The organism is Burkholderia sp. Ac-20345, assembly GCF_017104825.1.
Classification (GTDB): domain Bacteria; phylum Pseudomonadota; class Gammaproteobacteria; order Burkholderiales; family Burkholderiaceae; genus Burkholderia; species Burkholderia lata_B.
Genome location: NZ_JAAGPO010000168.1, coordinates 1 through 25639, shown reverse-complemented (window position 1 = coordinate 25639; position 25639 = coordinate 1). Strand labels below are relative to the sequence as shown.

The window sequence follows — 25639 nt, the reverse complement described above, 5'->3', positions numbered from 1 at the left end:
GCAAGACGTTCCCGGCCGTGCGCGCGCTCGACAACGTGAGCCTGACCGTCTATCCCGGCGAGATTCATTCGCTGATGGGCGAAAACGGCGCAGGCAAATCGACGCTGATGAAGATCCTGTCGGGTGCTGGCGTCCTGCGGGATGCGGATCTCGATCAGCGCGGGCAGCCCGCAGGTCAGCGCGCGTTCGAGCGCGGGCGCGAAATCGGCGGTGCGCTCGACGGTCTCGCCATGCGCGCCGAACGCGCGCGCATACGCGGCGAAATCGGGATTCGTGAGCCCCGTGCCGTGCACGCGACCCGGGTAGTTGCGCTCCTGATGCATGCGGATCGTACCGAAATGCCCGTTGTTGACGACGATCACGACGATGTTCAGCCCGTACTGCATCGCGGTCGCGAGCTCGTTGCCGGCCATCATGAAGCAGCCGTCGCCCGCGAGCGCGACGACGGCGCGCGACGGGTACAGCGACTTCGCGGCAAGCGCGGCCGGCACGCCGTAGCCCATCGCGCCACTGGTCGGCGCGAGCTGCGAGCGGAAGTGCCGGTACGCGAAGTGGCGATGCAGCCAGATCGCATAGTTGCCGGCGCCGTTGGTGAGGATCGCGTCGTGCGGCAGGCGCTCGCGCAACTGCACCATCACGTCGCCGAGCTGGACGTCGCCGGGCATCGGCAGCGGCGCATGCCATTCGCGATACGCGCGATGCGCGTCGGCGGCGGTACTGGCCCAGGCGGGGTGCTCGGGAGGTTCGAGTGCGGCGAGCGGCGCGGCGATTTCGGGCATCCCGGACACGATCGGCAGGTCGGCCGCATACACGCGGCCGAGCTCGTCCGCGCCCTGGTGCACGTGTATCAGCGTCTGGCGGGTCTTCGGGATGTCGAGCAGCGTGTAGCCGCCGGTCGTTGCCTCGCCGAGGCGCGGCCCGATCACGAGCAGCAGGTCGGCGTCGCGGATGCGCTTCGCGAGCGCGGGGTTGATCCCGAGCCCGACGTCGCCCGCGTAGTTCGGGTGTGCGTTGTCGATCGTGTCCTGGTAGCGGAACGCGCAGGCCACCGGCAACTGCCAGCGCTCGACGAAGGTGCGCAGGTTCGCGCACGCGTCGGGCGTCCAGCCGCTGCCGCCGACGATTGCAAACGGCCGATCGGCGCGCGCGAGCCGCTCGCGCAGCTCGTCGACCTGTGCGGCCGACGGCGCGGCCGCGACGCGTTTCGCGGCCGGCACGACGGGCTGCGGTGCGCACGCTTCGGACAGCACGTCCTCCGGCAGCGCGAGCACGACCGGGCCGGGCCGGCCGGACGTCGCGACATGGAACGCATGGCTCAGGTATTCGGGAATGCGGCGCGGGTCGTCGATCTGCGCGACCCATTTGGCCATCTGGCCGAACATCCGCCGGTAGTCGATTTCCTGGAAGGCTTCGCGGTCGAGGTGCTCGCGCGCGCACTGGCCGACGAACAGGATCATCGGCGTCGAATCCTGGAACGCGGTGTGCACGCCGATCGACGCATGGGTCGCGCCGGGCCCGCGCGTGACGAACGCGATGCCGGGGCGGCCGGTCAGCTTGCCGACGGCCTCGGCCATGTTCGCAGCAGCCGCCTCGTGGCGGCAGACGACCGTCTGGATGCGGGCGGTGTCGTCCGCCAGCGCATCGAGTACGGCGAGGAAACTCTCGCCCGGCACGCAGAACACGCGTTCGACGTGATTGGCGAGCAACGCATCGACGAGCAGTCGCGCGCCGGTGGTGGCGGGCTGCTCGAGATCCTTGGAATGCGACATGGGCTGCCGTCTCCCTGGGTAGCGGGACGTACAGCTTACGCCCGTTGGCGGGGCGCCGGTACGCCGGCCGGTGAAAAGTGTCGGAACACGTAGGGATTCAGGGCACGCACGTCGGTTTCGGCCGAACGGCCAGCTTGTGCGTGCATCGCCGACACTGAAAAATCGAGCGCTACGAATGTCGAGCCGGCCCGCTTGCCGTGGGCGCCGCAGGTGGTGCCCTATCCGGAATGAAAAGAACGGCGTGCCGGCGTTCGCTTTCAAATCGAAACCGAGGTGAGTGCGCATGTACACACATGGATTTACATCGTCGGCCGAGCGGATATACTGTACATCCACAGTACATCCGGATGTTGGGGGCGACATGCATACGACGAAGGTATTTCGGAACGGCAACTCGCAGGCCGTGCGAATTCCTGCCGACCTTGCCTATGAGCGCAGTGATATCGAACTCGAAATCGAGCGCATCGGTGACGAAATCCGTATTCGTCCGGCGCGGCGGCCTTTGACTAACGTCCTCGAGAAGTTCGCGAAATTCGGGCCGGATTTCATGGCCGAAGGGCGTGGCGACCACGAGCAGGCCGAACGCGAGGGTTTGTGATGCCGCGCTACATGCTCGACACCAACATGTGCATCTACCTGATGAAGAATCAGCCGGAGCAGGTTGCGAGACGGTTTGCGCAGTGCTACACGGGCGACGTCGTGATGTCGGCGATCACGTACGCAGAGCTCGAGTACGGCGTCACGACGTGCGCGAGCCCTGCGCGGGAACGCTGCAATCTTGCCGCGCTGATCGGCGACATTCCGGTCGCACCGTTCGATGTCGCGGCCGCGCAAGCGTACGGCCCGGTCCGCGAGGCAACCCGCGAGCGGAAGAAGGATCACCTCGACAAGCTGATCGCCGCTCATGCGGTGTCGCTCGATGTCGTCCTGGTGACCAACAACGAGCGGGATTTCGACAGCTATCCGGGATTGCGACTGGAGAACTGGCTGGACGATTAGTGCCGGGTACCGTGTCCGGCGGTCATGCGGGATATTGATCCATCTCGCGTGGCCACCGGATCCGGCATCAGCACTCGACGATATTCACCGCCAGCCCGCCGCGCGACGTTTCCTTGTACTTCGTCTTCATGTCGGCGCCGGTTTCGCGCATCGTCTTGATCACGGAGTCGAGCGACACGTAGTGCGAGCCGTCGCCGCGCAGCGCCATGCGCGCCGCGTTGACCGCCTTCACCGACGCCATCGCGTTGCGCTCGATGCACGGGATCTGCACCATCCCGCCGACCGGGTCGCAGGTGAGGCCGAGATTGTGTTCCATCCCGATCTCGGCCGCGTTCTCGACCTGGCGCGGCGTGCCGCCGAGCACGGCCGCGAGCGCGCCGGCCGCCATCGAGCACGCGACGCCCACTTCGCCCTGGCAGCCGACTTCCGCACCGGAGATCGACGCGTTGAGCTTGTAAAGAATGCCGATCGCGGCGGCCGTGAGCAGGAAGTCGATCACGCCCTGTTCGTTCGCACCGGGCGTGAAGCGCGTGTAATAGTGCAGCACGGCCGGGATGATGCCGGCCGCGCCGTTGGTCGGCGCGGTGACGACCCGGCCGCCGGCCGCGTTTTCCTCGTTGACCGCGATCGCGTACAGGTTGATCCAGTCGATCATCGACAGCGGATCCTGCAGCGCACGCTCAGGGCTACCCGTCAGCGTGCGGTACAGCTGCGGCGCGCGGCGCTTGACCTGGAACGGGCCGGGCAGGTTGCCGTCGGCTTCCGGGTTGCCGATCCCGCAGCCGCGCGACACGCACGACTGCATCACGGCCCAGATCTTCAGCAGGCCGTCGCGCGTCTCTTCCTCGGTGTGCCACGCGCGCTCGTTTTCCCACATCAGCTGCGCGATCGACTTGCCGGTCGACTCGGTCAGCGCGAGCAACTCGGCGCCGGTGCGGAACGGGTGCGTCATCTGCTCGGCCGCGCTCAGCACCTTCGTGTTCGGTGCGCCGGCCGTCACGACGAAGCCGCCGCCGACCGACAGGTAGGTGCGCTCGACCAGCACGTTGCCGCTCGCGTCGGACGCGCGCAGTTTCATCCCGTTCGGGTGCTCGGGCAGCGCCTGGCGGTAGAACGCGATGTTCTCCTTCAGCACGAACGGCACCGGATGCGTGCCGAGCAGCGCGAGCTTCTTCGATTTGCGGACGTCTTCCAGCCGCGCGTCGATGGTTTCGGGATCGACGGTGTCGGGCGCGTCGCCGAGCAGGCCGAGCATCACGCCGCGGTCGGTGCCGTGGCCCTTGCCGGTCGCGCCGAGCGAGCCGTACAGCTCGACCTTCACGTGGGCCGTTGCATCGAGCTGCCCGTCGCGCTCGAGGCCCTGGACGAACATCAGCGCCGCGCGCATCGGCCCGACCGTATGCGAGCTGGACGGACCGATGCCGATCTTGAAGAGGTCAAAGACGCTGACTGCCATGTTGATTCCTGCCTTGCTATAAGAATAATGCTAGCGCGCCTGCAATGGCAGGCACGCGGCGAGCCATGCGGGCGGCGTTGGGGAAAGCTGCTGCGCGACGCGGGCATAGCGCCCGTCGAGCCGCGCGGCCAGATGAAAGAGTTCGGTGGCGTTTTTCGGGTCCCACTGCCCCGTGTAGCCCGGCAGGCCGGCCTCGCGGCGCTTCGCGTCGAACGGCACCGGCGAATTCACGAATTCCTCGTGCGTTTTCTCGCCGAGCGCGTACGGCACGAGCCAGTCGAGCGCGGCCGCGAGCGTCGCGCCGTTCGCGCCCCGTTCGCGCAGCCAGTTGCGGTTGAAGCGGCGCGCGGCGAGCGCGGCCGTCACCAGCGGCTGCAGGTCATAGACCGCGTAGTGCAGCGCATCGCGTTCCTCGAAGTCCCAGGTCTTGCCGTCCGGGCCGATGTTGTCGGCGAGATGCTCGACGAACAGCCGCTGCGCGGCGTTCATCATCTTGCGGTCGCCGAGCGTGAACGCGGACAGCGCGATCAGCTTGATTCGGTGGCTCTGCCAGTTGTTGCGCCAGGTACCGGTGAGCGGGCGCTTCTGCGCGTCGATCTGCGCGACATAGCCGGCGCCGAGCTTCGCGATGAACGCGGCCGTCGCATTGCGGGTCTTCACCGGCAGCGCGCTCGCGGTCATGTCGTACGCGACGATCAGGCTTTCGAAACGCGTCTCGTCGATCGGGTTGAAGCTCGGCTGGTAGGTCGCGACCCACGCGGACAGGAAGCGGTCGACGAGCTGCAGGTAGCGCGGCGCGTTCGTCACGCGCCACGCGAGCGCGGCATCGCGCATCAGGTCGAGATCCTTCAGCGCGGCGGCACTCTGGTCGTAGATGCCTTCGTGCGGCAGCGTGCCCTCGGTGTGCACGCGCGCCATCGCCTTCGGCTGCTCGCCGATGCGCGCGTCGACGCTGCGGATCAGCGCCTGGATGCCCGGCTCGGCCTGTGTCGTCTCGCTCGCCTGCAGCGCCGGCGCCGCGCAGAAATTCATCGCCGCGCGCGCGCTGCCGGACGCGCCGAGACCGGCGACGGCAAACGACAGTGACGCGACGAGCATCGGCACGACGCGGCGCGCGCGCGGCCGCCTTTGCATTGCACCATGGCCCGGAAACATCGGACGCACCATGCGGAACTCCTTCATTGGCTGGATCGCGTGTGATGTTAGCCGGATTGGCGGACGAACGTGAACCGGTTCGAGCGGCGAACAAAAAAACCGCACGCAACCCCGGGTTGCGTGCGGTGCGTTCACCATCGGACGGTTCCTGGCCTGGCGCGCGTTATGCGTATTCCGACATCGGCACGCACGAGCAGAACAGGTTGCGGTCGCCGTAGACGTTGTCCGCGCGGCCGACCGGCGGCCAGTACTTGTTCGTGCCGAGCGATGCGACCGGGTACGCAGCCTGCTCGCGCGAGTACGCGTGCGGCCATTCGTTCGCGGTGACGACGGCTGCCGTGTGCGGTGCGTGACGCAGCGGGTTGTCCTCGCGGTCGGCGCGGCCTTCCTCGACTGCACGGATTTCGTCGCGGATCGCGATCATCGCGGCGATGAAGCGGTCGAGTTCTTCCTGCGATTCCGATTCGGTCGGCTCGACCATCAGCGTGCCCGGCACCGGGAAGCTCATCGTCGGCGCATGGAAGCCGTAGTCCATCAGGCGCTTCGCGACGTCGTCGACGCTGATGCCGCTCGATTCCTTGATCGGACGCAGGTCGAGAATGCACTCGTGCGCAACCAGCCCGCCCGGGCCCGAATACAGCACCGGGTAGTGCGGCGCGAGGCGCTTCGCGATGTAGTTCGCGTTGAGGATCGCGGTTTCCGTCGCGGCGGTCAGGTTCTTCGCGCCCATCATCGCGATGTACATCCACGAGATCGGCAGGATCGACGCCGAGCCGTACGGCGCGGCCGATACCGCGCCGATGCCGTCTTCTTCACGCGTGTAGCCGGTCGAACGCTGGTTCGGCAGGAATTTCGCGAGGTGCGCGCCGACCGCGACCGGGCCGACGCCCGGGCCGCCACCGCCGTGCGGGATGCAGAAGGTCTTGTGCAGGTTCAGGTGCGACACGTCGCCGCCGAACTGGCCCGGCGCGGTCAGGCCGACCATCGCGTTCATGTTCGCGCCGTCGACGTACACCTGGCCGCCGTGCGCATGGACGATCTCGCAGATCTCGCGGACGTTCTGCTCGAACACGCCGTGCGTCGACGGATACGTGATCATGATCGCCGCGAGGTCCTTCGCGTGCTCGTCGGCCTTTGCCTTCAGGTCGGCGATGTCGACGTTGCCCTGCGCGTCGCATGCGACGACCACGACCTTCATGCCGGCCATGTGCGCGGATGCCGGGTTCGTGCCGTGCGCGGACGCCGGGATCAGGCACACGTCGCGATGGGCTTCGCCGCGCGATGCGTGGTAAGCGTGGATGATCAGCAGGCCCGCGTACTCGCCCTGCGAGCCCGCGTTCGGCTGCAGCGACACGGCCGCGTAGCCGGTGGCCGCGACGAGCATCTGCTCGAGCTGGTCGATCATCTCGCGGTAGCCGACGGTCTGGTCGGCTGGTGCGAACGGGTGGATGCCGCCGAATTCGGGCCACGTGACGGGCAGCATTTCCGACGTCGCGTTCAGCTTCATCGTGCACGAGCCGAGCGGGATCATCGAGCGGTCGAGCGCGAGATCCTTGTCCGACAGGCTGCGCAGGTAGCGCAGCATTTCGGTTTCGGAATGGTGGCGGTTGAACACGTGGTGCGTCAGGTACGCGCTCGTGCGCTCGAGGCCGGCCGGCAGCGCGGCGACGCCGGCGAGGCCCGCGTCCAGCGCGTCGACGGCCGGTGCGGTGCCGCCCGCGGCTTGCGCGAACACGGCGAGGAGATCGGCGAGGTCGTCGCGCGTCGTCGTTTCGTCGACCGATACGCCGACTTGCGTGTCGCTCACGCGGCGCAGGTTGATGCGCTTCGCCTTCGCGAATTCGTGAACCTGCGCGGTGCGCGCGCCGGTGTCGATCGTCAGCGTGTCGAAGAACGTGTCGTTCACGGTTGCGAAGCCGAGCTGTTTCACGCCGGCGGCGAGCAGTGCCGCGATGCGGTTCACGCGCAGCGCGATCGTCTTCAGGCCGTGCGGGCCGTGGTAGACCGCGTACATGCTGGCCATGATCGCGAGCAGCGCCTGCGCGGTACACACGTTCGACGTCGCCTTCTCGCGGCGGATGTGCTGTTCGCGCGTCTGCAGCGCGAGGCGCAGCGCGGGCTTGCCTTGCGCGTCGACCGTCACGCCGACGAGGCGGCCCGGCATCTGGCGCTTGAATTCGTCACGCACCGCGAGATACGCGGCGTGCGGGCCGCCGAAGCCCATCGGCACGCCGAAGCGCTGCGTGTTGCCGATCGCGACGTCCGCGCCCCAGTCGCCGGGCGGCGTGAGCACGGTCAGCGCGAGCAGGTCGGCCGCGACGACCACGTGGCCGCCGGCCGCGTGGATCGCTTCGGTGAGCGCGCGGTAGTCGCGCACGTCGCCGTTCACGCCCGGGTACTGCAGCAGCACGCCGAACGCATTCGATTGCGCAGCGTCGGCGGCCGGGCCCGTCTTGACCTCGATGCCGACCGGCAGCGCGCGCGTGCGGATCACTTCGAGCGTTTGCGGCAGCACGTCGTCGGCGACGTAGAACACGTTCGACGCCGGCTTGCCGGTGCGCTGCAGCAGCGTCATCGCTTCGGCGGCGGCGGTGGCTTCATCGAGCAGCGATGCGTTCGAGATCGCGAGGCCCGTCAGATCGGCCACCATCTGCTGGAAGTTCAGGAGTGCCTCGAGGCGGCCCTGGGAAATTTCGGGCTGGTACGGCGTGTAGGCCGTGTACCACGCCGGGTTTTCGAGCACGTTGCGCAGGATGACGGCCGGCGTGTGCGTGTCGTGGTAACCCTGACCGATATACGAGCGGAACACCTGGTTCTTGTCCGCGAGAACCCGCAGCGCGGCGAGGGCTTCGGCCTCGCTCTTCGGCTGCGCGAACGGGCCGAGCGGCAGCGTTTCGGCGCGGCGGATCGAGGCCGGGATCACGGCCTCGATCAGGGCGGCGCGCGACGTGAAGCCGAGCGTGTCGAGCATGGCCTGCTGGCTGGCGGCGTCGGGGCCGATGTGGCGTTCGGCGAACGCATCGTGCGTTTCGAGCGCGGCGAGCGAGAGGGGCGTGCGGTTCATCAGGCGGTCCGGGTGTTCGAGCTTCATGGCGTTCCTTGGTCGGCCCAGGCGAGCGCTGCAGCGCTGACTCGGGCCCCATGCTTTGCGGTCGACCCGGGGCGGCGCGTTGACGCCGGCCCGGGTTCCGCGCGGGGCAGGGCGGCTGACCGGCCCCGAGCGATTCAGGGAGGGTTAGTCGATCAGCTTGCTGTAGGCGGCAGCGTCGAGCAGGCTGTCGGTCGATGCGCCGGCCGCGAGCTTGATCTTGAACAGCCATGCGTCATACGCATCGCCATTCACGTCTTCCGGCGTGTCGACCACGTCGGTGTTGATCGCGACCACTTCGCCGGTCACGGGCGAGTAGATGTCCGATGCGGCTTTCACGGATTCGACGACGCCGATCGCGTCGCCTGCCTTGACCTGCGTGCCGACTTTCGGCAGCTCGAGGAACACGATGTCGCCAAGCGTGTTCTGCGCGTGATCGGTGATGCCGATCGTCAGCGTGCCGTCTGCCTCGGTGCGGATCCACTCGTGTTCGTCGGTGTATTTCAGCTCGGCCGGGACGTTGCTCATCGGATGCTCCTGATAAAAGGGTTTGTTCGTTTTGCTGGCGCGCCGCCGGGGCGCGCCGGGTGTGGTGTTGCGCCGGGCGCCATCTCCCGGCTTCCCGGGAGGCGGGCCTCCCGGCCGTTACGCAGCGAGGACCTTGCCGTTGCGCACGAACGGCAGTTTTACCACGCGCGCGGGAAGATTCTTGTCTCGAATTTGCACCTGCACCAGGTCGCCGATCTGGACGGCCGCCGGCACGCGCGCGAACGCGATCGATTCCTGCATCGACGGCGAGAACGTGCCGCTCGTGATCTCGCCTTCGCCGTGCGGCGTGACGACCTTCTGGTGCGCGCGCAGCACGCCGCCCGCCTTGCCGTTTTCCTTCTGCAGGATCAGGCCGACGAACGCGGCGCGGGTGCCGTTGGCTTCCAGTGCGGCGCGGCCGACGAAGTCGCGCGGCGCGGTGAGGTCGACCGTCCACGCGAGGCCCGCGTCGAGCGGCGAGACGGTGTCGTCCATGTCCTGGCCGTACAGGTTCATGCCGGCCTCGAGGCGCAGCGTGTCGCGCGCGCCGAGCCCGCACGGGCGCACGCCGTTTTGCTGCAGCGCGTTCCACAGCGCTTCGACGTGCACGGCCGGGACGATCACTTCGAAGCCGTCTTCACCGGTGTAGCCGGTGCGCGCGACGGTGAGATCGCCGAACGGCGTGCCGGCGACCTGTGCGGCGTTGAACGGCTTCAGCTCGCTCGTCGCGGCACGCGCGGCGGGCACGGTCGACCAGGCCTTTTCGCGGGCGTTGGGGCCCTGTACGGCGACGATCGCGAAATCGCGGCGCGGCGTGATGGTGACGCCGAAGCCGCCTTGCTCGTTCAGCTGGTTGAACCACGCGATGTCTTTCTCGGCCGTACCGGCGTTGACGACGACGCGGAAGAATTCTTCGGTGAAGTAGTAGACGATCAGGTCGTCGATGACGCCGCCCTGCGGATTGAGCAGGCACGAGTAGAGTGCCTTGCCGGGCGTCTTGAGCTTGCCGACGTTGTTCGCGATCGCATGCTCGAAGAACGCGCGCACGCGGCTGCCGGTGAAATCGACGACGCACATGTGCGACACGTCGAACATGCCGGCGTCGGTGCGCACGGCTTCGTGTTCTTCGATCTGCGAGCCGTAGTTGACGGGCATGTCCCAGCCGCCGAAGTCGACCATGCGGGCATTGAGCGCGCGGTGCGCGGCGTTGAGCGGGGTGTGATTCAGTGCAGTCATCGAGGCCTCAGGCAAGGCGCTTGCGCGCGGATCAGAACGGCCATGTGCCGACCACTGCGGCCGACGGCCTGCGAGTGATCCGGTACATGCCCCTCTGTCCTCGATACCTGAGAGATTGCGCTGCCGGCAAAGCCTGGCGAACGCGCGCCCCTTCGGTGGGCAGCTTGCCCGCGCAGCTGATGCGCTGCGGGCTACTGCCGCTCTCCAGAGTGCGGGGAGAGTGGGCCCACGCAATGCGTGGACGGGATTCCCCGACGCGGTCGGTCCTTTTGCCTGAGAGTTTGCGGGTGTGCCCCTTCGGCGGTGCAACCGGTGCTGAAACAGCGCGGTGGCACGCTCTCCCGACGCGTGCGGGCGACTGTACGCGAGCGGGTGGGCCTTGTCAATTTGAGCAAAAGAATGTCGCTTCGCGACAAGCGGCGGCAGCCGGTGCCGCCGCTTTTTCCGCTCCGGCAGGCGCCGGCGCGTTACTCGCCGATCGCGCGCGCGGCCGTGTCGAGTTCCTGGTTCAGCACGCGCTGCTCGTCGCCGGACAGGCCGCCGCTGTGCTGCGCGGACATGTCGTTCGATTCCTGGCGGATCACGTCGAGGCGGTGGTGAAGCTGTGCGCCGTACGGCGGCGGGTAGTAGCCGCCGTTCACACGCGCATCGATTCGGCGGTGCAGGTTCTCGATCCGGCCCTGGATCTGCTGCATCCGCTCGTTCGCGACGACCTGCGGATTCGGTCGCGGCGGGGGGGCCGGGCGGACCGGCTGCTGCGGCTGCACGATACAGGCCGCAAGCGAGGAAACCAGGACGCAGCACGCTGCCGCGCGAATCAACCGTTGCATCAACATTCTCCTGACGGATTGGTGTCGGATCGACTTTTTTGAGAAACGCGTCAGACCGGTCGGACGCTGACTTTCGTTCCCCCGGCATTTGTAACCGAATGTTCCGGCTGATCCAAATGCGCGTGCGCCGGCCGGCCGCCACCGGCCGGCGCGCGGTGTCAGATCGTGCGGCGCACGAACGGCAGCCGGCGGCCGTCATGCTCGCTCTGCGCGGCGAGCTCGATGATCGTCATCACGTCGACGGCGTCCTGCGGGGTGACGGGGAACGGCGCGCCGTCGCGGATGGATGCGGCGAGCGCGCGGTAGAAGTCCGCGTACTGGCCGTCGAGCGTCGGCACCGGGCGCTCGACCTCGACGTCGCCGTCGAGCACGCGCAGCAGGCCGGGCGGGTTGCCGCCGCCGAATTCGACGTCGTCCGCAGTGAGGCCGGCCTTGAGCTGGTCTTCCTGCGTGTCGAGCCCGAACTTCTGGTAGCTGCCGCGCGTGCCGTGCAGCGTGAAGCGAGCGGGTTCGATCGCCGACAGCGCGCTCGCATGCAGCGCGACGTCCTTGTCCGGATAGCCGAGTTGAAGGTGCACGAAATCGGGTGCGGTGCCGTTGTCGCGGCGCGTCTTGACGGTCGCGCCGACCGTTTCCGGCAGGCCGAACAGCGCGAGCGCCTGGTCGATCAGGTGCGGGCCGAGGTCGAGCAGCAGGCCGCCGCCGCGGGCGGGCTCCTCGCGCCAGCGCGTGCGCGGCGTCGGGCGGAAGCGGTCGAAGTGCGACGCGAAATACGTCAGCCGGCCAAGCTCGCCGGATTCGACGACGCGGCGCACGGTGAGGAAATCGCCGTCCCAGCGGCGGTTGTGGAACGGCGCGAACAGCCGGCTGCGCGCGTTCGCGAGCCGCGCGAGCGCGAGCGCCTCGTCGGCGGTGAGCGTGACGGGCTTGTCGACGACCACGTGGCGGCCGGCTTCGAGCACCTGGCGCGCGAGCGCGAAGTGCGTGTCGTTCGGCGTGGCGATCACCACGCACTCGATGTCGTCGAGGCCGAGCAGCGTGTCGAGATCGGGGACGACGCGCGCGCCCGGATACGCAGCCTGCGCGCGATCGGGCTGACCCGTCGCGATCGCGGTGACTTCAGTACGGCCGCTCGTGGCGATCACGGGCGCATGGAACGTCGCGCCGGCGAAACCGAAACCCATCAAACCAATCCTGAGCAATGACGACATGGCAATCCCTGGCTGCGAAGGAAACTAAAGGATGGTGCGCCGAGACGGCGCGAAGACGACCGGCTATTTTGGCATGGCGCCGCCGCTTGCACTGGCGCGTTTGGGCGAAACGCGCGGTGCGATGCGGCGCTTGCGCAAGGAAAGCCGGCATTTTGCGCGGGCCCGCATGTCGTGCGCGCGGGGTTGCCAGCCTGCCCGTGCGATGAACGGCTGCCGCAGGGGCGCCGCCCGGCGTCATGCGGTTGCCCGCTGCAGCACGGCGGCGGCGACCTGCGAGGCCCACACGGCGCAGGCGGTTGCGCCGGGGTGGAAGCCGTCGGTGGCCATCAGGTGGCGCTCGAGCGGCAGCTCGACGCGCAGGAACGTGCAGCGCGGCTGCGTGGCGGCCCAACCGGCGAGCGCCGTGTTGAGTCGCTTCGCGCGCAGCCCGAGATACCACGCGAGCGGCTGCGGCAGCGCTGGAAAGCGCTCCATCGGCGGCACCGCCGACAGGATCGCGTGCCCGACCCGGAAGCGTGCGGCGAGCAGCCGGACGAGCTCGGCCTGCTGCGCCTGCCAGCGGGCCGGCGGCACGCCGCCCGTCACGTCGTTGACGCCGAGCGACGTGACGGCCACGTCGAACGGCTCGGCCGGCTCGGCGGCGAGCCAGTCGACCCGCTCCCGCGTGGTCAGGCCGGTGCGCGCGAGCAGCGTCCAGCTCACGCGGTGGGTGGCCGCGAGCGCGTTCGCCAGTTGCCCGGACAGTGCGTCGCGCTGCGTCGCGACGCCGACGCCCGCGGCGGCCGAATCGCCGACCACCAGCACGCGCAGCGGCGGGCCGTCGCCCGCCACGCCGTCGCGCGGGCCGGCAGCCTCGGGCAGCCGCGGCGTGACGCGGCGCACGTAGCGCCCCTGCGCGAACAGCAGCGGGCCAAGGGTGGCGGTGGCGAACGGGTATCCCATGATGTCGATCCGGTGGCGGTTCAGGTGAGGCAAACGGCCCGGCGCGGGGCGGCGCCGGAGTGGACATATTGTGGCCGATCGGTGCGCGAACGGGGCCGGATTGGCCGGACGGACAGGGGGCGGCCGGCCGGTCGGCCCGCGCAGCCCCGCCCGGCGGCGCTCCGGAAAAGCACGCCGCCGACGTGTTAACATGCCCGTCCTGCCCGCGTGTCCGCCTGCTTCGCCAGCCTGCCGCGCACGGCATCCTCCCGGCGTTCCGCCGTCAACCGCAACACCATCCGTCACCATGTCCGCAGGCCTCAATCCCGCCCAGAACGAAGCGGTGCGCTACCTCGACGGCCCCTGTCTCGTGCTCGCCGGCGCGGGCAGCGGCAAGACCCGAGTGATCACGCAGAAGATCGCGCACCTGATCGAGGCGAAAGGCTTCGAGCCGCGCCACATCGCCGCCGTCACGTTCACGAACAAGGCGGCCGCCGAAATGCGCGAGCGCGTGTCGAAGCTGCTCGAGGGCAAGACGCTCACCACGCCCGGCAAGGAAGGCCGCAAGGTGCCCGTCAACCAGCTCACCGTCTGCACGTTCCACTCGCTCGGTGTGCAGATCCTGCGCCAGGAGGCCGAGCACGTTGGCCTGAAGCCCCAGTTCTCGATCATGGATTCGGACGACTGCTTCGGGATGATCCAGGAGCAGATCGGCACGACCGACAAGGGCCTGATCCGCAAGATCCAGAGCACCATTTCGCTGTGGAAGAACGGCCTGATCATGCCCGAGGAGGCGATGACGATCGCGGCCAACGAGGACGAGCACCAGGCCGCGCTGGTCTACCGCAACTACGTCGCGACGCTGCATGCGTACCAGGCGGTCGACTTCGACGACCTGATCCGCCTGCCCGCCGAGCTGTTCGCGAAGAACGAGCAGGTGCGCGACCGCTGGCAGAACAAGCTGCGCTACCTGCTGATCGACGAGTACCAGGACACCAACGCGTGCCAGTACGAGCTGCTGAAGCTGCTCGCGGGCCCGCGCGCCGCGTTCACCGCGGTGGGCGACGACGACCAGGCGATCTACGGCTGGCGCGGCGCGACGCTCGAGAATCTCGCGCAGCTCGGCAAGGATTTCCCGAAGCTGCATCTGGTCAAGCTCGAGCAGAACTACCGGTCGACGGTGCGCATCCTCACCGCCGCAAACAACGTGATCGCGAACAACCCGAAACTGTTCGAGAAGAAGCTGTGGTCCGAGCACGGGATGGGCGATTCGATCACCGTCACGCCGTGCAACGACGAGGAGCATGAAGCCGAATCGGTCGTGTTCCGGCTGTCCGCGCACAAGTTCGAGCGGCGCGCGCAGTTCCGCGACTACGCGATCCTGTACCGCGGCAACTTCCAGGCGCGGATCTTCGAGCAGGTGCTGCGGCGCGAGCGGATCCCGTACGTGCTGTCGGGCGGCCAGTCGTTCTTCGACAAGGCCGAGATCAAGGATCTGTGCGCGTACCTGCGGTTGATCGCGAACGCCGACGACGATCCCGCGTTCATCCGCGCGGTCACGACGCCGCGCCGCGGGATCGGCAACACGACGCTCGAAGCGCTCGGCTCGTTCGCGGGCCAGGCGAAGGTGTCGCTGTTCGAGGCCGTGTACATGGGCGGGATCGAGGCGCGGCTGTCCGCGCGGCAGGTCGAGCCGCTGCGGATGTTCTGCGATTTCATCCAGCGCCTGACCGAGCGCGCGGACAAGGATCCTGCGACCGCCGTGCTCGATGACATGATGGAAGCGATCCACTACGAGGCGTACCTGTACGACGCGTTCGACGAGCGGCAGGCGCAGTCGAAGTGGCAGAACGTGCTCGAATTCCTCGAATGGCTGAAGCGCAAGGGCACCAAGCCCGAGACGGCGGCCGTCGACGGCGAGGCGGAAGGTTTCCACAACGCGGACGGGCTCGCCGATACGGGCAAGAACCTGCTCGGCCTGATCCAGACGGTCGCGCTGATGTCGATGCTCGAGGGCAAGGACGAAGACCCGGACGCCGTGCGGCTGTCGACCGTCCATGCGTCGAAGGGGCTCGAGTATCCGCACGTGTTCCTGGTCGGCGTCGAGGAAGGCATCATGCCGCACCGCGGCGGCTCCGAGGACGACGGCCCGATCGACAACGAGCGGATCGAGGAGGAGCGCCGGCTGATGTACGTCGCGATCACGCGTGCGCAGCGCAGCCTGCACCTGAACTGGTGCAAGAAGCGCAAGCGGGCGCGCGAGACGGTCGTGTGCGAACCGTCACGCTTCATCCCGGAGATGGGGCTCGACGACGCGCCGCCGCCCACGCCGGAGGAGGCGCCGATGTCGCCGAAGGACCGGCTCGCGAGCCTGAAGGCGTTGCTGCAGAAGTGATGTGGTGGCGCCGCTTGGGCGCACGGCGTTCCGGCGATCCGGTGGTCCGCCAGCCAAACAAAACCCCCGCGATGCGTGTGCGTCGCGGGGGTTTTTTACTGGGCGGCGAGGCCGGTGTTACTTCGACGCGTTGACCATGTAGTCGACGGCCGCCTTCACGTCGGCGTCCGACGCGGACGACCCGCCCTTCGGCGGCATTGCGCCCTTGCCGTGCAGCGCGTAGTTGTAGACCGTATCCATCGATTCCTTCAGGCGCGGCGCCCAGTCTTCCTTGCTGCCGAACTTCGGCGCGCCGAGCACGCCTGCCGCGTGGCAGGCCTGACAGGTCGATGTGTACAGGGCCTTGCCGGCGTCGGCGCCGGCCGGGGCGGCCGCGGCTGCGGGCGCTTCACCGGCCTTCGGGATCGCGGCGATAGCAGCCTGTGCCGCGGCGACTTGCGCGCTGGCGGCGTCGGCTGCGCCCGATGCCGCTGCGGCACCGCTGGCGGCCGGTGCCGCATTGGCGGCCGGCGCGGCGGGTTCGGGGAAGTTCGCGCCGTCGTTGTTCGCCATGTAGACGATCGCACGGGCGATTTCATAGTCGCTGACGTCGTCGGGGCTCGTGCCGCCGCGCGGCGGCATCGCGCCCTTGCCGGCGAGGGCCGTCTTCAGCAGCGTGTCGAAGCCTTGCGAGATGCGCGGCGCCCAGTCGTCCTTGTTGCCGAACTTCGGCGCGCCGGCGGCGCCCGTGCCGTGGCAGGTCACGCAGACGGCCTTGTAGACTTCCTCGCCGGTCTTGTACGTGCGGGGCGCGTTGGCGTCCTTCACGTCGACCTTGGCGAGCGGGGCGACACGCGCGGCGACCTGTTCGTCGGATAGTGCGTCTGTGCCGGCGCCGTAACGGAACGCATGGTTCGCATAGTTGGCGAACAGGACGATCAGGATGATCGGAATCGCGAACGACGCGATGATGACGGCAATCAGCTGCCCGGGAGTTTTGACGGGAGATTCGTGGGGTGCTTCGCTCATGCTTGCCTCGTCTCCATGAATAGGAATTGTGAGCGCGGTGCAACGGCAAATGGCAGTCCAATGAAGCCCGGTCGATTATAGACGGAACGTTTACATCACGGCGAGCGGTGCAATGGCGCGTGTTTACCCGCACGCAGCGCGGCCCGGCGGGGATTCGTCGGGCAAGGTGGACGCGTCATGGGAAACCGGGTATCCTTGCCGTCTTGCCAATCGTGGGCGGCCTGTATATTGGGGTCGCTTCACTGTCACAGGCGCCCGTAGCTCAATGGATAGAGTACTGCCCTCCGAAGGCAGGGGTTGCTGGTTCGATCCCAGCCGGGCGCGCCAAGCCTAGTCAGGCTCTCAGCGGTTTTCTCCTTTCGTCGCACTGTCTCGTTGCAGCTGAATTGCAGCCGGCACCGGCACGGGCTCGGCCGTCAGCGGCGTGACCCACTGCGCGAGGTGGTCGGCCGACAGGTGCGCGTACCGCTGCACCATTTCCATCGTCTCCCATCCGCCCAGCTCCTTGAGTACCTGCAACGGCGTGCCGCGCTGCACGTGCCAGCTCGCCCAGGTGTGACGCAGGTCGTGCCAGCGGAAGTCGCTCAGGCCGGCACGCTGCAGCGCCTTGGCCCAGGCGGCCGTTGCCGTCTGGTAGACCGGCCTGCCGCGATAGGTGAACACGCTGTCCGCGCATTCCGGCGCGCGCGGGTTCGCGCGCTGGCGGCGCAGCACGGCGATCGCGGTATCCGAAAGCGGCACCGTGATGGCCTTGCGCGCCTTCGCCTGGTCCGGGTGGATCCACGCGACGCGCCGCGCAAGGTCGACTTGCGACCACCGCAGCCCCGTCACGTTGGAGCGGCGCAGGCCGGTCTCGAGACTGAAGCGCGCCATGTCGGCGAGGTGCGCGGGCAGTTCGGCGAGCAGCCGCTCCGCTTCTGCCGGTGTCAGCCAGCGGATGCGTTTCGAGACGATCTTCGCGCGTTTCGTGACCGGCGCGCGCTCCAGCCATTCCCATTCGACAGCCGCATTCAACACGGACTTCAGCACGCCGATCACGCGGCGCACGGTGCCGTCGCTCACGGCGCGGTCAGTCTCGACGATGCCGTGCCGCGTGCGCACCATCCGCGGCTCCTGGCGCTTGGCCTGCGCGATCGCGTCGACGCGGTTCCGGTCGATATCGGCGAGCGCGACGCCGGACAGGTGCCGGTCGAGCCAGCGCAGGTGAATCTTCGACGTTTCCAGGCTGGCGAGGCTCGCGCGTTCGCCGACGTAGCGCACGACCGCGTCGTTCCACGAATGGCGCGGCTTCGTGCCGAGCCGCGCCTGATTCCACAGGTCGACCTTCAGCCGGTCGTGGAATTCCTGGGCCTGCGCTTTGTCGCGGGTGCCAGTGCTTCCCTGTATCGGCGTTCCGCCGCCAGGGGGGTACAGCTTGTATTGCCAGTTCGGGCTGGTTTTGCGTTTGTAGAGCGACATGGGTGGTTTTCCTCTGGCTGATCGTTCTGGGCGACGGGCGGAAACCATTCGCCGGCGAGGTAGCGCTGCAGGGCGGCGAGGGAAAAGATCCAGCGCTTGCCGACCTTGCGGCCGGGCAGCGCACCGGCGCGCGCCTTCAGGCGCACCGTTTCGGGATGCGCGCCGAGCAGGGCCGCGGCGCCGGCCAGGTCGACGGTTGCCGTGGTCGTGTCGCCGCCATGGCGCACGCCGGGCGGGCACGCAGCGCAACTCGTGGAGTGGTGGATCGCGTGTGAAGGGTGCATAACACGTTGATGTTCAAGAGTTTTGTTTGCCATCGGTTGCCATCATTCACGCGTGGCGGCCGCGCAGAACCCATGGCGCGAAACTGCTGCGTCGTGTGCGACCGATGGCGGTGCGCCCCTGACTCGTGGTGCGCGATGGCGGCTGCCCGCAGCGGCTTCCCGGCTCTCTTTCTTCTTTTTCTTCAATGAGTTGAAGAGAGAGAAAGAAGCAGGGACTGCAGCCGCCGCGCCAACCGGACTCGTGGCAAAAGCGACATGACACGTGGCGAACCCGGCGTGACGCAGGTCGGCAGTTTCTTCAGGAATCAAGGACTTGCGAGCCGTCACCCGCGATAACCACGACTCGCGTACGCTGCCTGCCGGCTCCCGACGGCCGCCGCCGCGCGGTGACTGGCCTGACAGGGCGCGGCTCATGCGCGGCCTCCGTGCAGCGCGTCGGTCGCCAGGTCCTCGCGCACCGACACGTGCAGGCCGAAGGCGGCCAGACGCTCGAGCGACACCGGCGTCAGGTACGGCACGCGGCGCATGTAGATGCGGCGCTCGACCTCCTTCTCGCCGACCACGACGCCGGCGTGCTTGAGCTGCGCCTTGAACACGCGATCGGACTTCACCGGCAGGCCGTTCCACTTGTCGCGCAGCGCGCTCGTGTGCGCGAGGTGATCCATCACGTGCCCGGTGCGCAGCAGCAGGCAGAATTCGCCGTCGACGGTGTCGAACGTGTACGGATGCTTGTAGTTGCCGCCGTCGATTTCCGACAGCACCGTTTCCATGATCCAGACCCACGGCTCGCGGTCGGCGCTCGTTTCGGCGACGTGGCCGTTCATCTCGGCGATCAGGTCGCGCGGGAAATCGCCTTCGCTCGGGTCCATGCCCGCGAATTCGCACAGGTAGCGCCAGGCGAGCCCGATGGCCGCGTAGTTGCCGGCCATGCGCCGCGCGCCGTCGTCCTCGCCGCTCGCGCGGCAGCCGGCGAGCGCCTTGTCGCGCAGCGTCGCGTACTGGTCGAGCGCGGTGCGCCGGTCAAGCCCGGTCAGGAACTCGAGCCATTGCCGGACCGGGAAGCGCGGCAGGTCGTCGGGGAGAAGCGGCCCGCGCTTGCCGGTCAGCGTCGTGCGCACGAGCTTGCCGAGCAGGCTGCGCACGGGCACGTCCTCGCCGGCGAGCATCACCGGCGCGCACAGCAGGTATTCGGTCATGTCGGTGCCGCGCCGCGTCACCGTGTACTGGTAGTTCTCCTGCAGCAGCCCGACCGCCTTGTCGATCACGTCCTGCCGCCGCGCCGACAGTTCTTCCCAGCCAACCGGGTGGCTCGTGTGACTGATGCTGGTCAGCAGCCGGAATTCGGTCTGCAGCGACTGCCCCGAGAACATCGTGAACGCGAGCGAGCGTTCGAGTCGCTTGATGAGCGTCGACTTGCCCGCGCCCTTGTTCGCCTGGATCGTCAGATGCGGCCAGAAGCCGAGCAGTGCCTTCAGGTGGCCGCCGAGTGCCCACACGAGCGGGATCGTCGCGGCGTTCTGGCGGAACGTCGTCTGGTAGGCGGCGATCACGCGGCGCGCGTCGCTCACCGGGCCGCCCGGGAACGTCAGGTTGTGATACGGGCACTGCTTGTCCGCTTCGGTGAAGTAGCAGTCGGGACCTTCGTTGACGATCAGCCGCCCGTCGCGCCACGCGAGGCCGACGAAGTTCGCGGCGCGGCGCGCGCCGAGGTCGGCGCCGCGCTCGAGGATGTTCACCATCCGCTTGAACGGCGCCGGCGCCCAGATCGGGCCGAACTTGCTCCACTGGTCGACGTTGTGCAGCTGGTCGTCGAGCATCACGCGGCGGATCAACTGCGCACCGTGCCGCGGCGCCTGCACCGACACGGCGAAGTAGACGGTGGGCGCCTGGTCGGCGTCGCCCGTCATCGTCGACGTCGCGCTCGCGACGGCCACGCGGCTGATGCCGGCGATGCGGAAGCCGCACAGGTCGGTCATCACGGGCGTGTCGACGCCGGATTCCTCGTTGCGATCCATCTTGGTGATGTAGTTCGTGAAGTCGGGCCGGACGCGGAACCGCCAGTACTGCGCGAAATCGTGCGCCGGCAGGAAGATGCGCGGCCGGCCGCGTCGCGATGCGTCGCCCGGCAGGCCGGCGACGAGCCACGGTTCGAGCTGGTCGAGCGCACGCGCCAGGTCTGCCGGGCCGCGTAACTGCAGGTAGTCGTTCACGTCGTTGATCGGTGTGCGCGTGGCGTCGCCGTCCGCCAGATCCGCGAGCCAGTCCGACTGGTCGACCAGCACGGCGCTGATGTCGAGCGCGGTCAGCCGTTCGTGGAGTGCCCACGCGGCCTCGGGGCCGGGGCGCTGCCCGGCGCGCGGGTGGCCTTCCGCGAACGGCTCGTCGTTGTCCAGGCAGATCGTGACCTGCTTGCCGCGCAGGAACGCGAAGTCGATGCGCTCGACGTTCGCGAGGCCGCGCAGTGCAAGCGCGGCCGTGCCGGGGAGGGCGCACGTGTCGATCGACAGCGCGTTGATCGCGCTTTCGACGATGACCACGCGTTTTGCGCGGTCGAGCCGGCGCGCGTCGGCGGTCCAGGCGTAGCCGGCCTTGTCGCCCTGGGTCTGCGTCTTGACGCCGCCGTTGAGCGCGGGGTCGACGTAGCGCATGTCGACCGCGACGACGCGCGCATCGCCCGGCGCGCGCACCACGAACGCGGCGGCGGGGCCGCCGTGGCCGACGTCGCCGGCGGCGATCTTCGGGCTCGTCCACGTATTGAAGCCGAGTGTGCGCGCCGCGAACGCAACGTCGAGCGCCGCGGCGGAAATGCCGCGCCCGCCGAGGTAGTCGCGCACGCGATCGCGCTCGGCCGTACAGCGGTCGGCGATGTATTCGACGGTGGATTTCTCGCGGCGCTCGGCTGGCGCCGGGCGCTCGGACGGGAGGCCGTACGCGTCGTGGAGATAGCGGACGGCGTCGGCAACCGTGCCGCCGCGGGCGTGGATCACGAGGTCGATGCACGAGCCGCCGGCGTCGGCGCTGTGATCGCGCCAGCCGGTGCCGTACTTCGGATGATTCGCATAGATCGACAGCGACGGGCTCCGGTCCGCGTGCTGCGGCGAGTGATAGAGCGCGCGGTCGCCGCCGCGGCCGCGTTTCAGTCCGAGACGGCCGGCGAGGTCATGCAGGTCGATGTGTCGTTTCAGTTCGTCGATCGAGGCCATCTGGGTCATTGCTGCCGTTCGGGTTGCGGTGGTGCGGGCGGCGTGGCCGGCGACCCGGCGAGCGCGCGCAGCGCAGCGGCGGATTGCGGGAAACCGAGCGCGAGGCGATCGGCGAGCGCCGACACGAAGCGGCCGAGCGTGCGTTGCCGCTCGGGGCTGTCCGGCGGCGCGTCGAAGCTCAGCGTGTCGGCGGCCGCCGCGATGGCGGCGCGCAGCGCGGCGTCATGCGGCGCGGGTTCGGTGGCGTAGCGGTTCATGTGCGTGCCTCCGGGCAGTCGACCCGTACGCAGTGCGCGGGGCGGCGGACAATCGCCGGGCTGGCGGGGCATCGGACGGTGCGGCCCGCTTGGATCGGGATCATGAGGTGTCCTTTTCAATGGCAAAGACGATCCCTCGCGCCGTTCAGGCACGATGCGAGGGAAACGCGGGAACGAGGGGTTAGGGCGTCAGACCGGCAGCTCGAGTTGCGCGGCCAGGCGTTCGCGGACGTGCGGCGAGAGCGGCAACTGCAACGAGAGGTTCGGGACGGCGGACGGCGACAGCGTGCGGGCGAATTCCATGTTGACGACGTACGTGTGGCCGCACTCCGGATTCGCGCACTGGAAGGTGATTTCGCGGAACGTCAGCGACATTTCGCGGCTGCTGCGCGCGGTGGCGCGGGTGCGGCAGTGCGGGCAACGGTTCAGGATTCGCATGGGGGCGTGCTCCGGGCGAGTGTCTGAGCATGGCCGGGCGGGCAGTGGGCGGCGCGGGCGATCCGGCTGCCTCGCTGGCCGATCGGCGGATTGGTGCGGGCGTGCGCGCGGCTCACAATCGACGCTGCGGGCACGGACGGTCGGTCGCGTTCGACGGTGCGGAACATGAGGGCGCCCGGTTCAACGGCCGACCGTGCGCGAGCGCGGCGTCGCGATCGCGCGCAGGTGGCTCGCGCCGATGCGGATCAGCTCGCGCGCCATGCTGGAAATCGAGCGGTTGCGCTGCGCCGCGAGCTGCTCGAGTTCGCCGCGCTCGACTGGCGTCAGCCCCACGTAGACGGGTTTGTCCGACATCGTGCCGCGCGGCGAACGGCGCGCGCCTTTGGGAGTAGTCATGGTCGGTATACTTTGTGGAGATAGTCTTGCGTTACGGTAAGGCCAGTGTAATGAGCAAAAAACGGCGCGTCAATTGTTAATGGGTAATTTATGACACAAATCGGGAGTCGCTTGCGGGACGAGCGCTTGCGGATCGGGCTCAGCCAGGACGAGTTTGCGACCGTGGGCGGTGTCGCGAGGCGCTCGCAGTCGGCGTACGAGTCGGATGAGCGCTCTCCCGACGCGACCTATCTGCTGGCCGTTCGCGAGATCGGTGTCGATATCGGCTTCGTGCTGACCGGCGAACGGTCCGCCGCGGGCGAACCCGCGTCGGAGGCCGGTGGCCACGACGCGGACGAAGCCGACGTGCTGGCGATGTACCGGCAGCTCAACGACGCCGGCAAGGCATCGCTGCACGCATTTCTCGCCAGTTGCATCAGCACGGGCGCGATGGTGCAGACGGCGGCGCCGCGGCGCGCGAAGCGCCTGCCGGAGAATCGCCGTGCGGCACTCGATCAGCGCACGGCGGAAAACGTCGAGCGGGCCATGGCCGAGGTCGAACGGCTGAAGTCCGAGCGCGCGGCGAAGCAACCGAAGAAATAAGCGGCCAGCGCGGCCCTGGCCCCTGCTGCTGCGCGCGACCCGCGCTCGCTCGCTGCCCGATTCGAGCCGCAGCGCGTGCGGCGGCGCGGGCGGCACGTCTGCGTTCCGTTTCACGAAGCCATGGCGGTGCGCTGAGCGCGCCGCGCAAGCGCATCGGATAAAATCGGACGAATCACTGTATATCCATACAGTATTGGTTTAGCATTCTGAAAGCCGGCGAGCTGGCGGCGGGGCGTTCCGAGGCGACCCGTCGTGTCAGGCGGCCCCCGGTGGATGACTGAGTTTGCGGAGACCGGAAAAATGGACACCAACAGGAAGCACGACATCGGGACGATCGGCGCGTCGGCGCACGCCGACCATCGCGCGGACACGCGTGGATTGACGATGGGCCCGCCGCGATATCGTCCGGACCTGACCGACGGCGAGCGGGCCGATGCGCACGCGGCGATCGACAGCGCGATGCTGTCGGTCGGGCAGGTGCTCGAGGCCGCGCTGCAGGCGATGGCCAATTTGCGCGATGCGCGCGCCACGTTGCAGCAATGCGGCGACGTGCGGGACACGCGCATGACGCTCGGCGGGCGTCAGCAATCGAGCTGACTCACCGCGACCCATCCCCGCCGGCCGGCATTCGTTCCGGCCGCTGTATCTAACCCGAGCCGCGTATCCCGCGCGTTGCCTCGCCCCGCCCCCCGAGATCCTGAATTCGCCACCGCGATCGTCGGCACGCGATCGCGTGCTAGGCATCGCGGTACCGGCCGTTACTTCACCTGTCAGCGCTTGCCGGCTCGACCCGACTGTTTCGGCGCGTCGCGTACCTCGAGCTCGAGCGCGGTGGTGAACCCGCCGTCGCCGATCGTATGCGTTGCCTTCTTCACGAGCCACGGCGTGTCGTCGATTTCCGGCTTGAACCCCGTCACGGTGACGGGCATCTCGGGAAACAGTTCGGGCCGGCCGAGCGCGAGCGTATAGCTCAGCGTCGACTGGCCGCGCTGCGTACGCGCGTATTCGGCCTGCGCTGCCGCCCGGGCCTCGGCTTCCGTCGCGTAATCCTCGGGCAGCACCTTGACGTTCTTGCCTTTCGCGTCGCCGGCGACCACCGACAGCCGCCGCGCGCTGCCGTTCGAGTGATAGTGCGCGCGCACCGACGTGTAATCATCGCGCTGCGCGATGTGGTAACGATGCTGGTCGCCGCTCGCGCGCGTGATGGCGAGCACGTCGAGCGGCTTGCCGCTGACGGTCTTGCCGCTGCCGATCGGCGTGAACAGCAGACGCTTGTCCTTCACGGTCATCACCGCGTCGTAGCGCTTGGCGAGGCGCGTGAGGAACGACATGTCGGATTCCTGCGTCTGGTCGACATGGTCGATCCGCGTCGCGGCGAGCGTGGCGTCGACGGCGGCCGTGAGCCCGTAGCGCGTCGCGATGGTGCGCACGATCGCGCCGATCGTCTGCCGGTGCCAGCTCTTCTCGCGGCGCTCGTGCATGCCGTTCGTCATCGATGCGGAGCGCGCGCGGATCGTGATGACGTCCGGTGCGCCGCTGTGCTCGACTTCGTCGACCGTGAACGCGCCCTTGTCGACGAGCGGCTCGCCGACCCAGCCGATCGACAGCTTGATGCTGGCGCCACGCTTCGGAATCGCGAATGTGCCGCGCGCGTCGTCGAGCACCAGGTCGAGCATGTCGGCCTCGTCCGCGCGCGATTCCGACAGCGACAGGCTGATGAGGTTGGGCGCGATCAGGCGCGACAGGTCGCGGCCGTCGAGCGTGATGCGATAGTCGGCCTGGGGCTGCACGCGACCCGCGCGGGCCTGCGCGTCGCCCGGCTTGCGTTCCAGCGTGCTCATTGCTCGTCCGCTCCGCTTTCGTCGTCCTGCTGCGGCTCGGACAGCACGCCGTCGTCCACGCGCTTGAGCGTCAGCGTGAACGCGATCTTGCGGGCGATGCCTTCCTTCGTGTGATAAGTGGCCGTCTCGTTGAGGCTGTCGATGACGTACGCGCCGTACACGTTGCCGTTCCCGTCGACGAGCACGTAGGCGTCGCCGGCATCACCCATCCGGGCGAGCGCTTCGATCGATGCGATCTCGCCGATGCCGTTGTCGGGGGCGACGATGCCGGAAAGGGTGATCGTGTCGTCGCCGGCGCCGGTGAACTGGCTCGCATCGCGCACGCCGATGCGCGAGCTGGTGCGGTGCTTCCAGTTGCGCTGGCGCTGAAGCTCCTGGTAGGGCGTGGTCGCCAGGCTGAAAACGAACTGGTCGAGCGACATCATCATGGGCGGGTTTCCTTCAACGAACGATCAATCGGACAGGCGCGAGCCGGTGCGCGACGCCTTCGCGCGTTCAGTGCGTTCGAGCTCGGCGCGCACCATGCGCGCGATCTCGGCCGCATCGGCACCGGGCGGCGGCGCGATGTTGATGGTGACGGGGCA

General features: G+C 68.5%; 23 protein-coding genes, 1 tRNA gene, 2 pseudogenes and 2 riboswitches. Of the genes and pseudogenes, 8 read left to right on the top strand and 18 right to left on the bottom strand.

Annotation, left to right across the window (positions count from 1 at the left end):
• Positions 1 to 128 (top strand): annotated as a pseudogene (locus G3O06_RS50090) (ATP-binding cassette domain-containing protein); the annotation flags it as partial.
• On the opposite strand, the pseudogene G3O06_RS36445 reads toward G3O06_RS50090, so the two are convergent.
• Positions 129 to 1769: pseudogene (locus G3O06_RS36445) on the bottom strand (thiamine pyrophosphate-binding protein); the annotation flags it as partial. It lies immediately after the preceding pseudogene.
• A gap of 361 nt (positions 1770 to 2130) precedes the next feature.
• Between G3O06_RS36445 and vapB the strand changes: the two are divergent.
• Together vapB and G3O06_RS36435 are read left to right on the top strand one after the other, a co-directional pair.
• Positions 2131 to 2367, top strand: a complete 237-nt coding sequence (vapB, locus tag G3O06_RS36440; protein ID WP_174985823.1) for a type II toxin-antitoxin system VapB family antitoxin — start codon at positions 2131 to 2133, stop codon at positions 2365 to 2367.
• Positions 2367 to 2768, top strand: a complete 402-nt coding sequence (locus G3O06_RS36435) for a type II toxin-antitoxin system VapC family toxin (RefSeq protein WP_174985825.1) — start codon at positions 2367 to 2369, stop codon at positions 2766 to 2768. The genes vapB and G3O06_RS36435 overlap by 1 nt, the downstream gene beginning before the upstream one ends.
• Before the next feature lie 67 nt (positions 2769 to 2835).
• On the opposite strand, the gene G3O06_RS36430 is transcribed toward G3O06_RS36435, so the two are convergent.
• The 8 genes from G3O06_RS36430 to G3O06_RS36395 form a co-directional block, all read right to left on the bottom strand.
• Entirely contained in the window at positions 2836 to 4224 is a 1389-nt protein-coding gene (locus G3O06_RS36430) for an L-serine ammonia-lyase (RefSeq protein WP_174985827.1), read from the bottom strand.
• Positions 4225 to 4254: 30 nt separating this feature from the next.
• Positions 4255 to 5391 carry an alginate lyase family protein gene (locus G3O06_RS36425; RefSeq protein WP_174974490.1) on the bottom strand — a complete coding sequence of 379 codons (1137 nt, stop codon included), beginning with the start codon at positions 5389 to 5391 and terminating at the stop codon, positions 4255 to 4257.
• A gap of 151 nt (positions 5392 to 5542) precedes the next feature.
• The gene (gene gcvP / locus G3O06_RS36420; protein WP_205819066.1) at positions 5543 to 8470 is read right to left on the bottom strand and encodes an aminomethyl-transferring glycine dehydrogenase; all 2928 of its coding nucleotides are present in this window, start codon (positions 8468 to 8470) and stop codon (positions 5543 to 5545) included.
• A gap of 144 nt (positions 8471 to 8614) precedes the next feature.
• Positions 8615 to 8995: a glycine cleavage system protein GcvH gene (gene gcvH / locus G3O06_RS36415; RefSeq protein ID WP_174974486.1), complete on the bottom strand. Its 381-nt coding sequence runs from the start codon at positions 8993 to 8995 to the stop codon at positions 8615 to 8617.
• Positions 8996 to 9112: 117 nt separating this feature from the next.
• Positions 9113 to 10231 (bottom strand): glycine cleavage system aminomethyltransferase GcvT, encoded by a 1119-nt coding sequence (gene gcvT / locus G3O06_RS36410; protein WP_011350563.1) that lies wholly within the window; start codon positions 10229 to 10231, stop codon positions 9113 to 9115.
• 84 nt (positions 10232 to 10315) lie between these two features.
• Positions 10316 to 10449, bottom strand: a riboswitch (glycine riboswitch).
• A gap of 32 nt (positions 10450 to 10481) precedes the next feature.
• Positions 10482 to 10585: riboswitch (glycine riboswitch) on the bottom strand.
• A gap of 113 nt (positions 10586 to 10698) precedes the next feature.
• A complete protein-coding gene (locus G3O06_RS36405; RefSeq protein ID WP_174974484.1) occupies positions 10699 to 11061 on the bottom strand; it encodes a hypothetical protein in 363 nt (120 codons plus the stop codon).
• A 158-nt stretch (positions 11062 to 11219) separates the two neighbouring features.
• Positions 11220 to 12272: an oxidoreductase gene (locus tag G3O06_RS36400; RefSeq protein WP_174974482.1), complete on the bottom strand. Its 1053-nt coding sequence runs from the start codon at positions 12270 to 12272 to the stop codon at positions 11220 to 11222.
• Between the two features lie 234 nt (positions 12273 to 12506).
• Positions 12507 to 13214 carry an SGNH/GDSL hydrolase family protein gene (locus G3O06_RS36395; protein WP_205819065.1) on the bottom strand — a complete coding sequence of 236 codons (708 nt, stop codon included), beginning with the start codon at positions 13212 to 13214 and terminating at the stop codon, positions 12507 to 12509.
• Positions 13215 to 13500: 286 nt separating this feature from the next.
• Between G3O06_RS36395 and G3O06_RS36390 the strand changes: the two genes are divergently transcribed.
• Complete coding sequence (locus G3O06_RS36390; RefSeq protein ID WP_174916744.1) at positions 13501 to 15588, top strand: UvrD-helicase domain-containing protein; 2088 nt, start codon at positions 13501 to 13503, stop codon at positions 15586 to 15588.
• Between the two features lie 117 nt (positions 15589 to 15705).
• On the opposite strand, the gene G3O06_RS36385 is transcribed toward G3O06_RS36390, so the two are convergent.
• Positions 15706 to 16596: a c-type cytochrome gene (locus tag G3O06_RS36385; RefSeq protein WP_205819064.1), complete on the bottom strand. Its 891-nt coding sequence runs from the start codon at positions 16594 to 16596 to the stop codon at positions 15706 to 15708.
• 251 nt (positions 16597 to 16847) lie between these two features.
• Here G3O06_RS36385 and G3O06_RS36380 point away from each other — a divergent pair.
• Positions 16848 to 16923: transfer RNA gene (locus G3O06_RS36380), tRNA-Arg, on the top strand.
• Positions 16924 to 16938: 15 nt separating this feature from the next.
• Here G3O06_RS36380 and G3O06_RS36375 read toward each other — a convergent pair.
• Both G3O06_RS36375 and G3O06_RS50085 read right to left on the bottom strand, forming a co-directional pair.
• Positions 16939 to 18009 carry a site-specific integrase gene (locus G3O06_RS36375; RefSeq protein ID WP_254599309.1) on the bottom strand — a complete coding sequence of 357 codons (1071 nt, stop codon included), beginning with the start codon at positions 18007 to 18009 and terminating at the stop codon, positions 16939 to 16941.
• Positions 17922 to 18173 (bottom strand): DNA-binding protein, encoded by a 252-nt coding sequence (locus G3O06_RS50085; protein WP_346779579.1) that lies wholly within the window; start codon positions 18171 to 18173, stop codon positions 17922 to 17924. The genes G3O06_RS36375 and G3O06_RS50085 overlap by 88 nt, the downstream gene beginning before the upstream one ends.
• Between G3O06_RS50085 and G3O06_RS50080 the strand changes: the two genes are divergently transcribed.
• The gene (locus tag G3O06_RS50080) at positions 18057 to 18329 is read left to right on the top strand and encodes a hypothetical protein (RefSeq protein ID WP_205819068.1); all 273 of its coding nucleotides are present in this window, start codon (positions 18057 to 18059) and stop codon (positions 18327 to 18329) included. The two genes, G3O06_RS50085 and G3O06_RS50080, sit on opposite strands and share 117 nt — an antisense overlap.
• Before the next feature lie 419 nt (positions 18330 to 18748).
• Here the strand turns inward: G3O06_RS50080 and G3O06_RS36365 are convergent, their stop codons facing one another.
• From G3O06_RS36365 to G3O06_RS36350, 4 genes are all read right to left on the bottom strand, one after another.
• Positions 18749 to 21541 (bottom strand): toprim domain-containing protein, encoded by a 2793-nt coding sequence (locus tag G3O06_RS36365; RefSeq protein ID WP_205819067.1) that lies wholly within the window; start codon positions 21539 to 21541, stop codon positions 18749 to 18751.
• A 5-nt stretch (positions 21542 to 21546) separates the two neighbouring features.
• Positions 21547 to 21798 carry a hypothetical protein gene (locus tag G3O06_RS36360; protein ID WP_174916741.1) on the bottom strand — a complete coding sequence of 84 codons (252 nt, stop codon included), beginning with the start codon at positions 21796 to 21798 and terminating at the stop codon, positions 21547 to 21549.
• A 189-nt stretch (positions 21799 to 21987) separates the two neighbouring features.
• Positions 21988 to 22236, bottom strand: coding sequence for an ogr/Delta-like zinc finger family protein (locus G3O06_RS36355; RefSeq protein ID WP_174916740.1), 249 nt, complete (start codon positions 22234 to 22236; stop codon positions 21988 to 21990).
• 180 nt (positions 22237 to 22416) lie between these two features.
• Positions 22417 to 22632 (bottom strand): hypothetical protein, encoded by a 216-nt coding sequence (locus G3O06_RS36350; protein ID WP_174916739.1) that lies wholly within the window; start codon positions 22630 to 22632, stop codon positions 22417 to 22419.
• A 162-nt stretch (positions 22633 to 22794) separates the two neighbouring features.
• Here G3O06_RS36350 and G3O06_RS36345 point away from each other — a divergent pair, with 162 nt between their 5' ends.
• Both G3O06_RS36345 and G3O06_RS36340 read left to right on the top strand, forming a co-directional pair.
• Positions 22795 to 23214, top strand: coding sequence for a transcriptional regulator (locus tag G3O06_RS36345; protein ID WP_346779578.1), 420 nt, complete (start codon positions 22795 to 22797; stop codon positions 23212 to 23214).
• Between the two features lie 300 nt (positions 23215 to 23514).
• Positions 23515 to 23811, top strand: coding sequence for a hypothetical protein (locus G3O06_RS36340; RefSeq protein ID WP_174916737.1), 297 nt, complete (start codon positions 23515 to 23517; stop codon positions 23809 to 23811).
• Positions 23812 to 23984: 173 nt separating this feature from the next.
• Here G3O06_RS36340 and G3O06_RS36335 read toward each other — a convergent pair whose 3' ends face one another.
• Together G3O06_RS36335 and G3O06_RS36330 are read right to left on the bottom strand one after the other, a co-directional pair.
• Positions 23985 to 25055: a phage late control D family protein gene (locus G3O06_RS36335; protein ID WP_174916736.1), complete on the bottom strand. Its 1071-nt coding sequence runs from the start codon at positions 25053 to 25055 to the stop codon at positions 23985 to 23987.
• Positions 25052 to 25483, bottom strand: coding sequence for a phage tail protein (locus G3O06_RS36330; protein ID WP_174916735.1), 432 nt, complete (start codon positions 25481 to 25483; stop codon positions 25052 to 25054). The genes G3O06_RS36335 and G3O06_RS36330 overlap by 4 nt, the downstream gene beginning before the upstream one ends.
• Positions 25484 to 25639 lie beyond the last annotated feature (156 nt).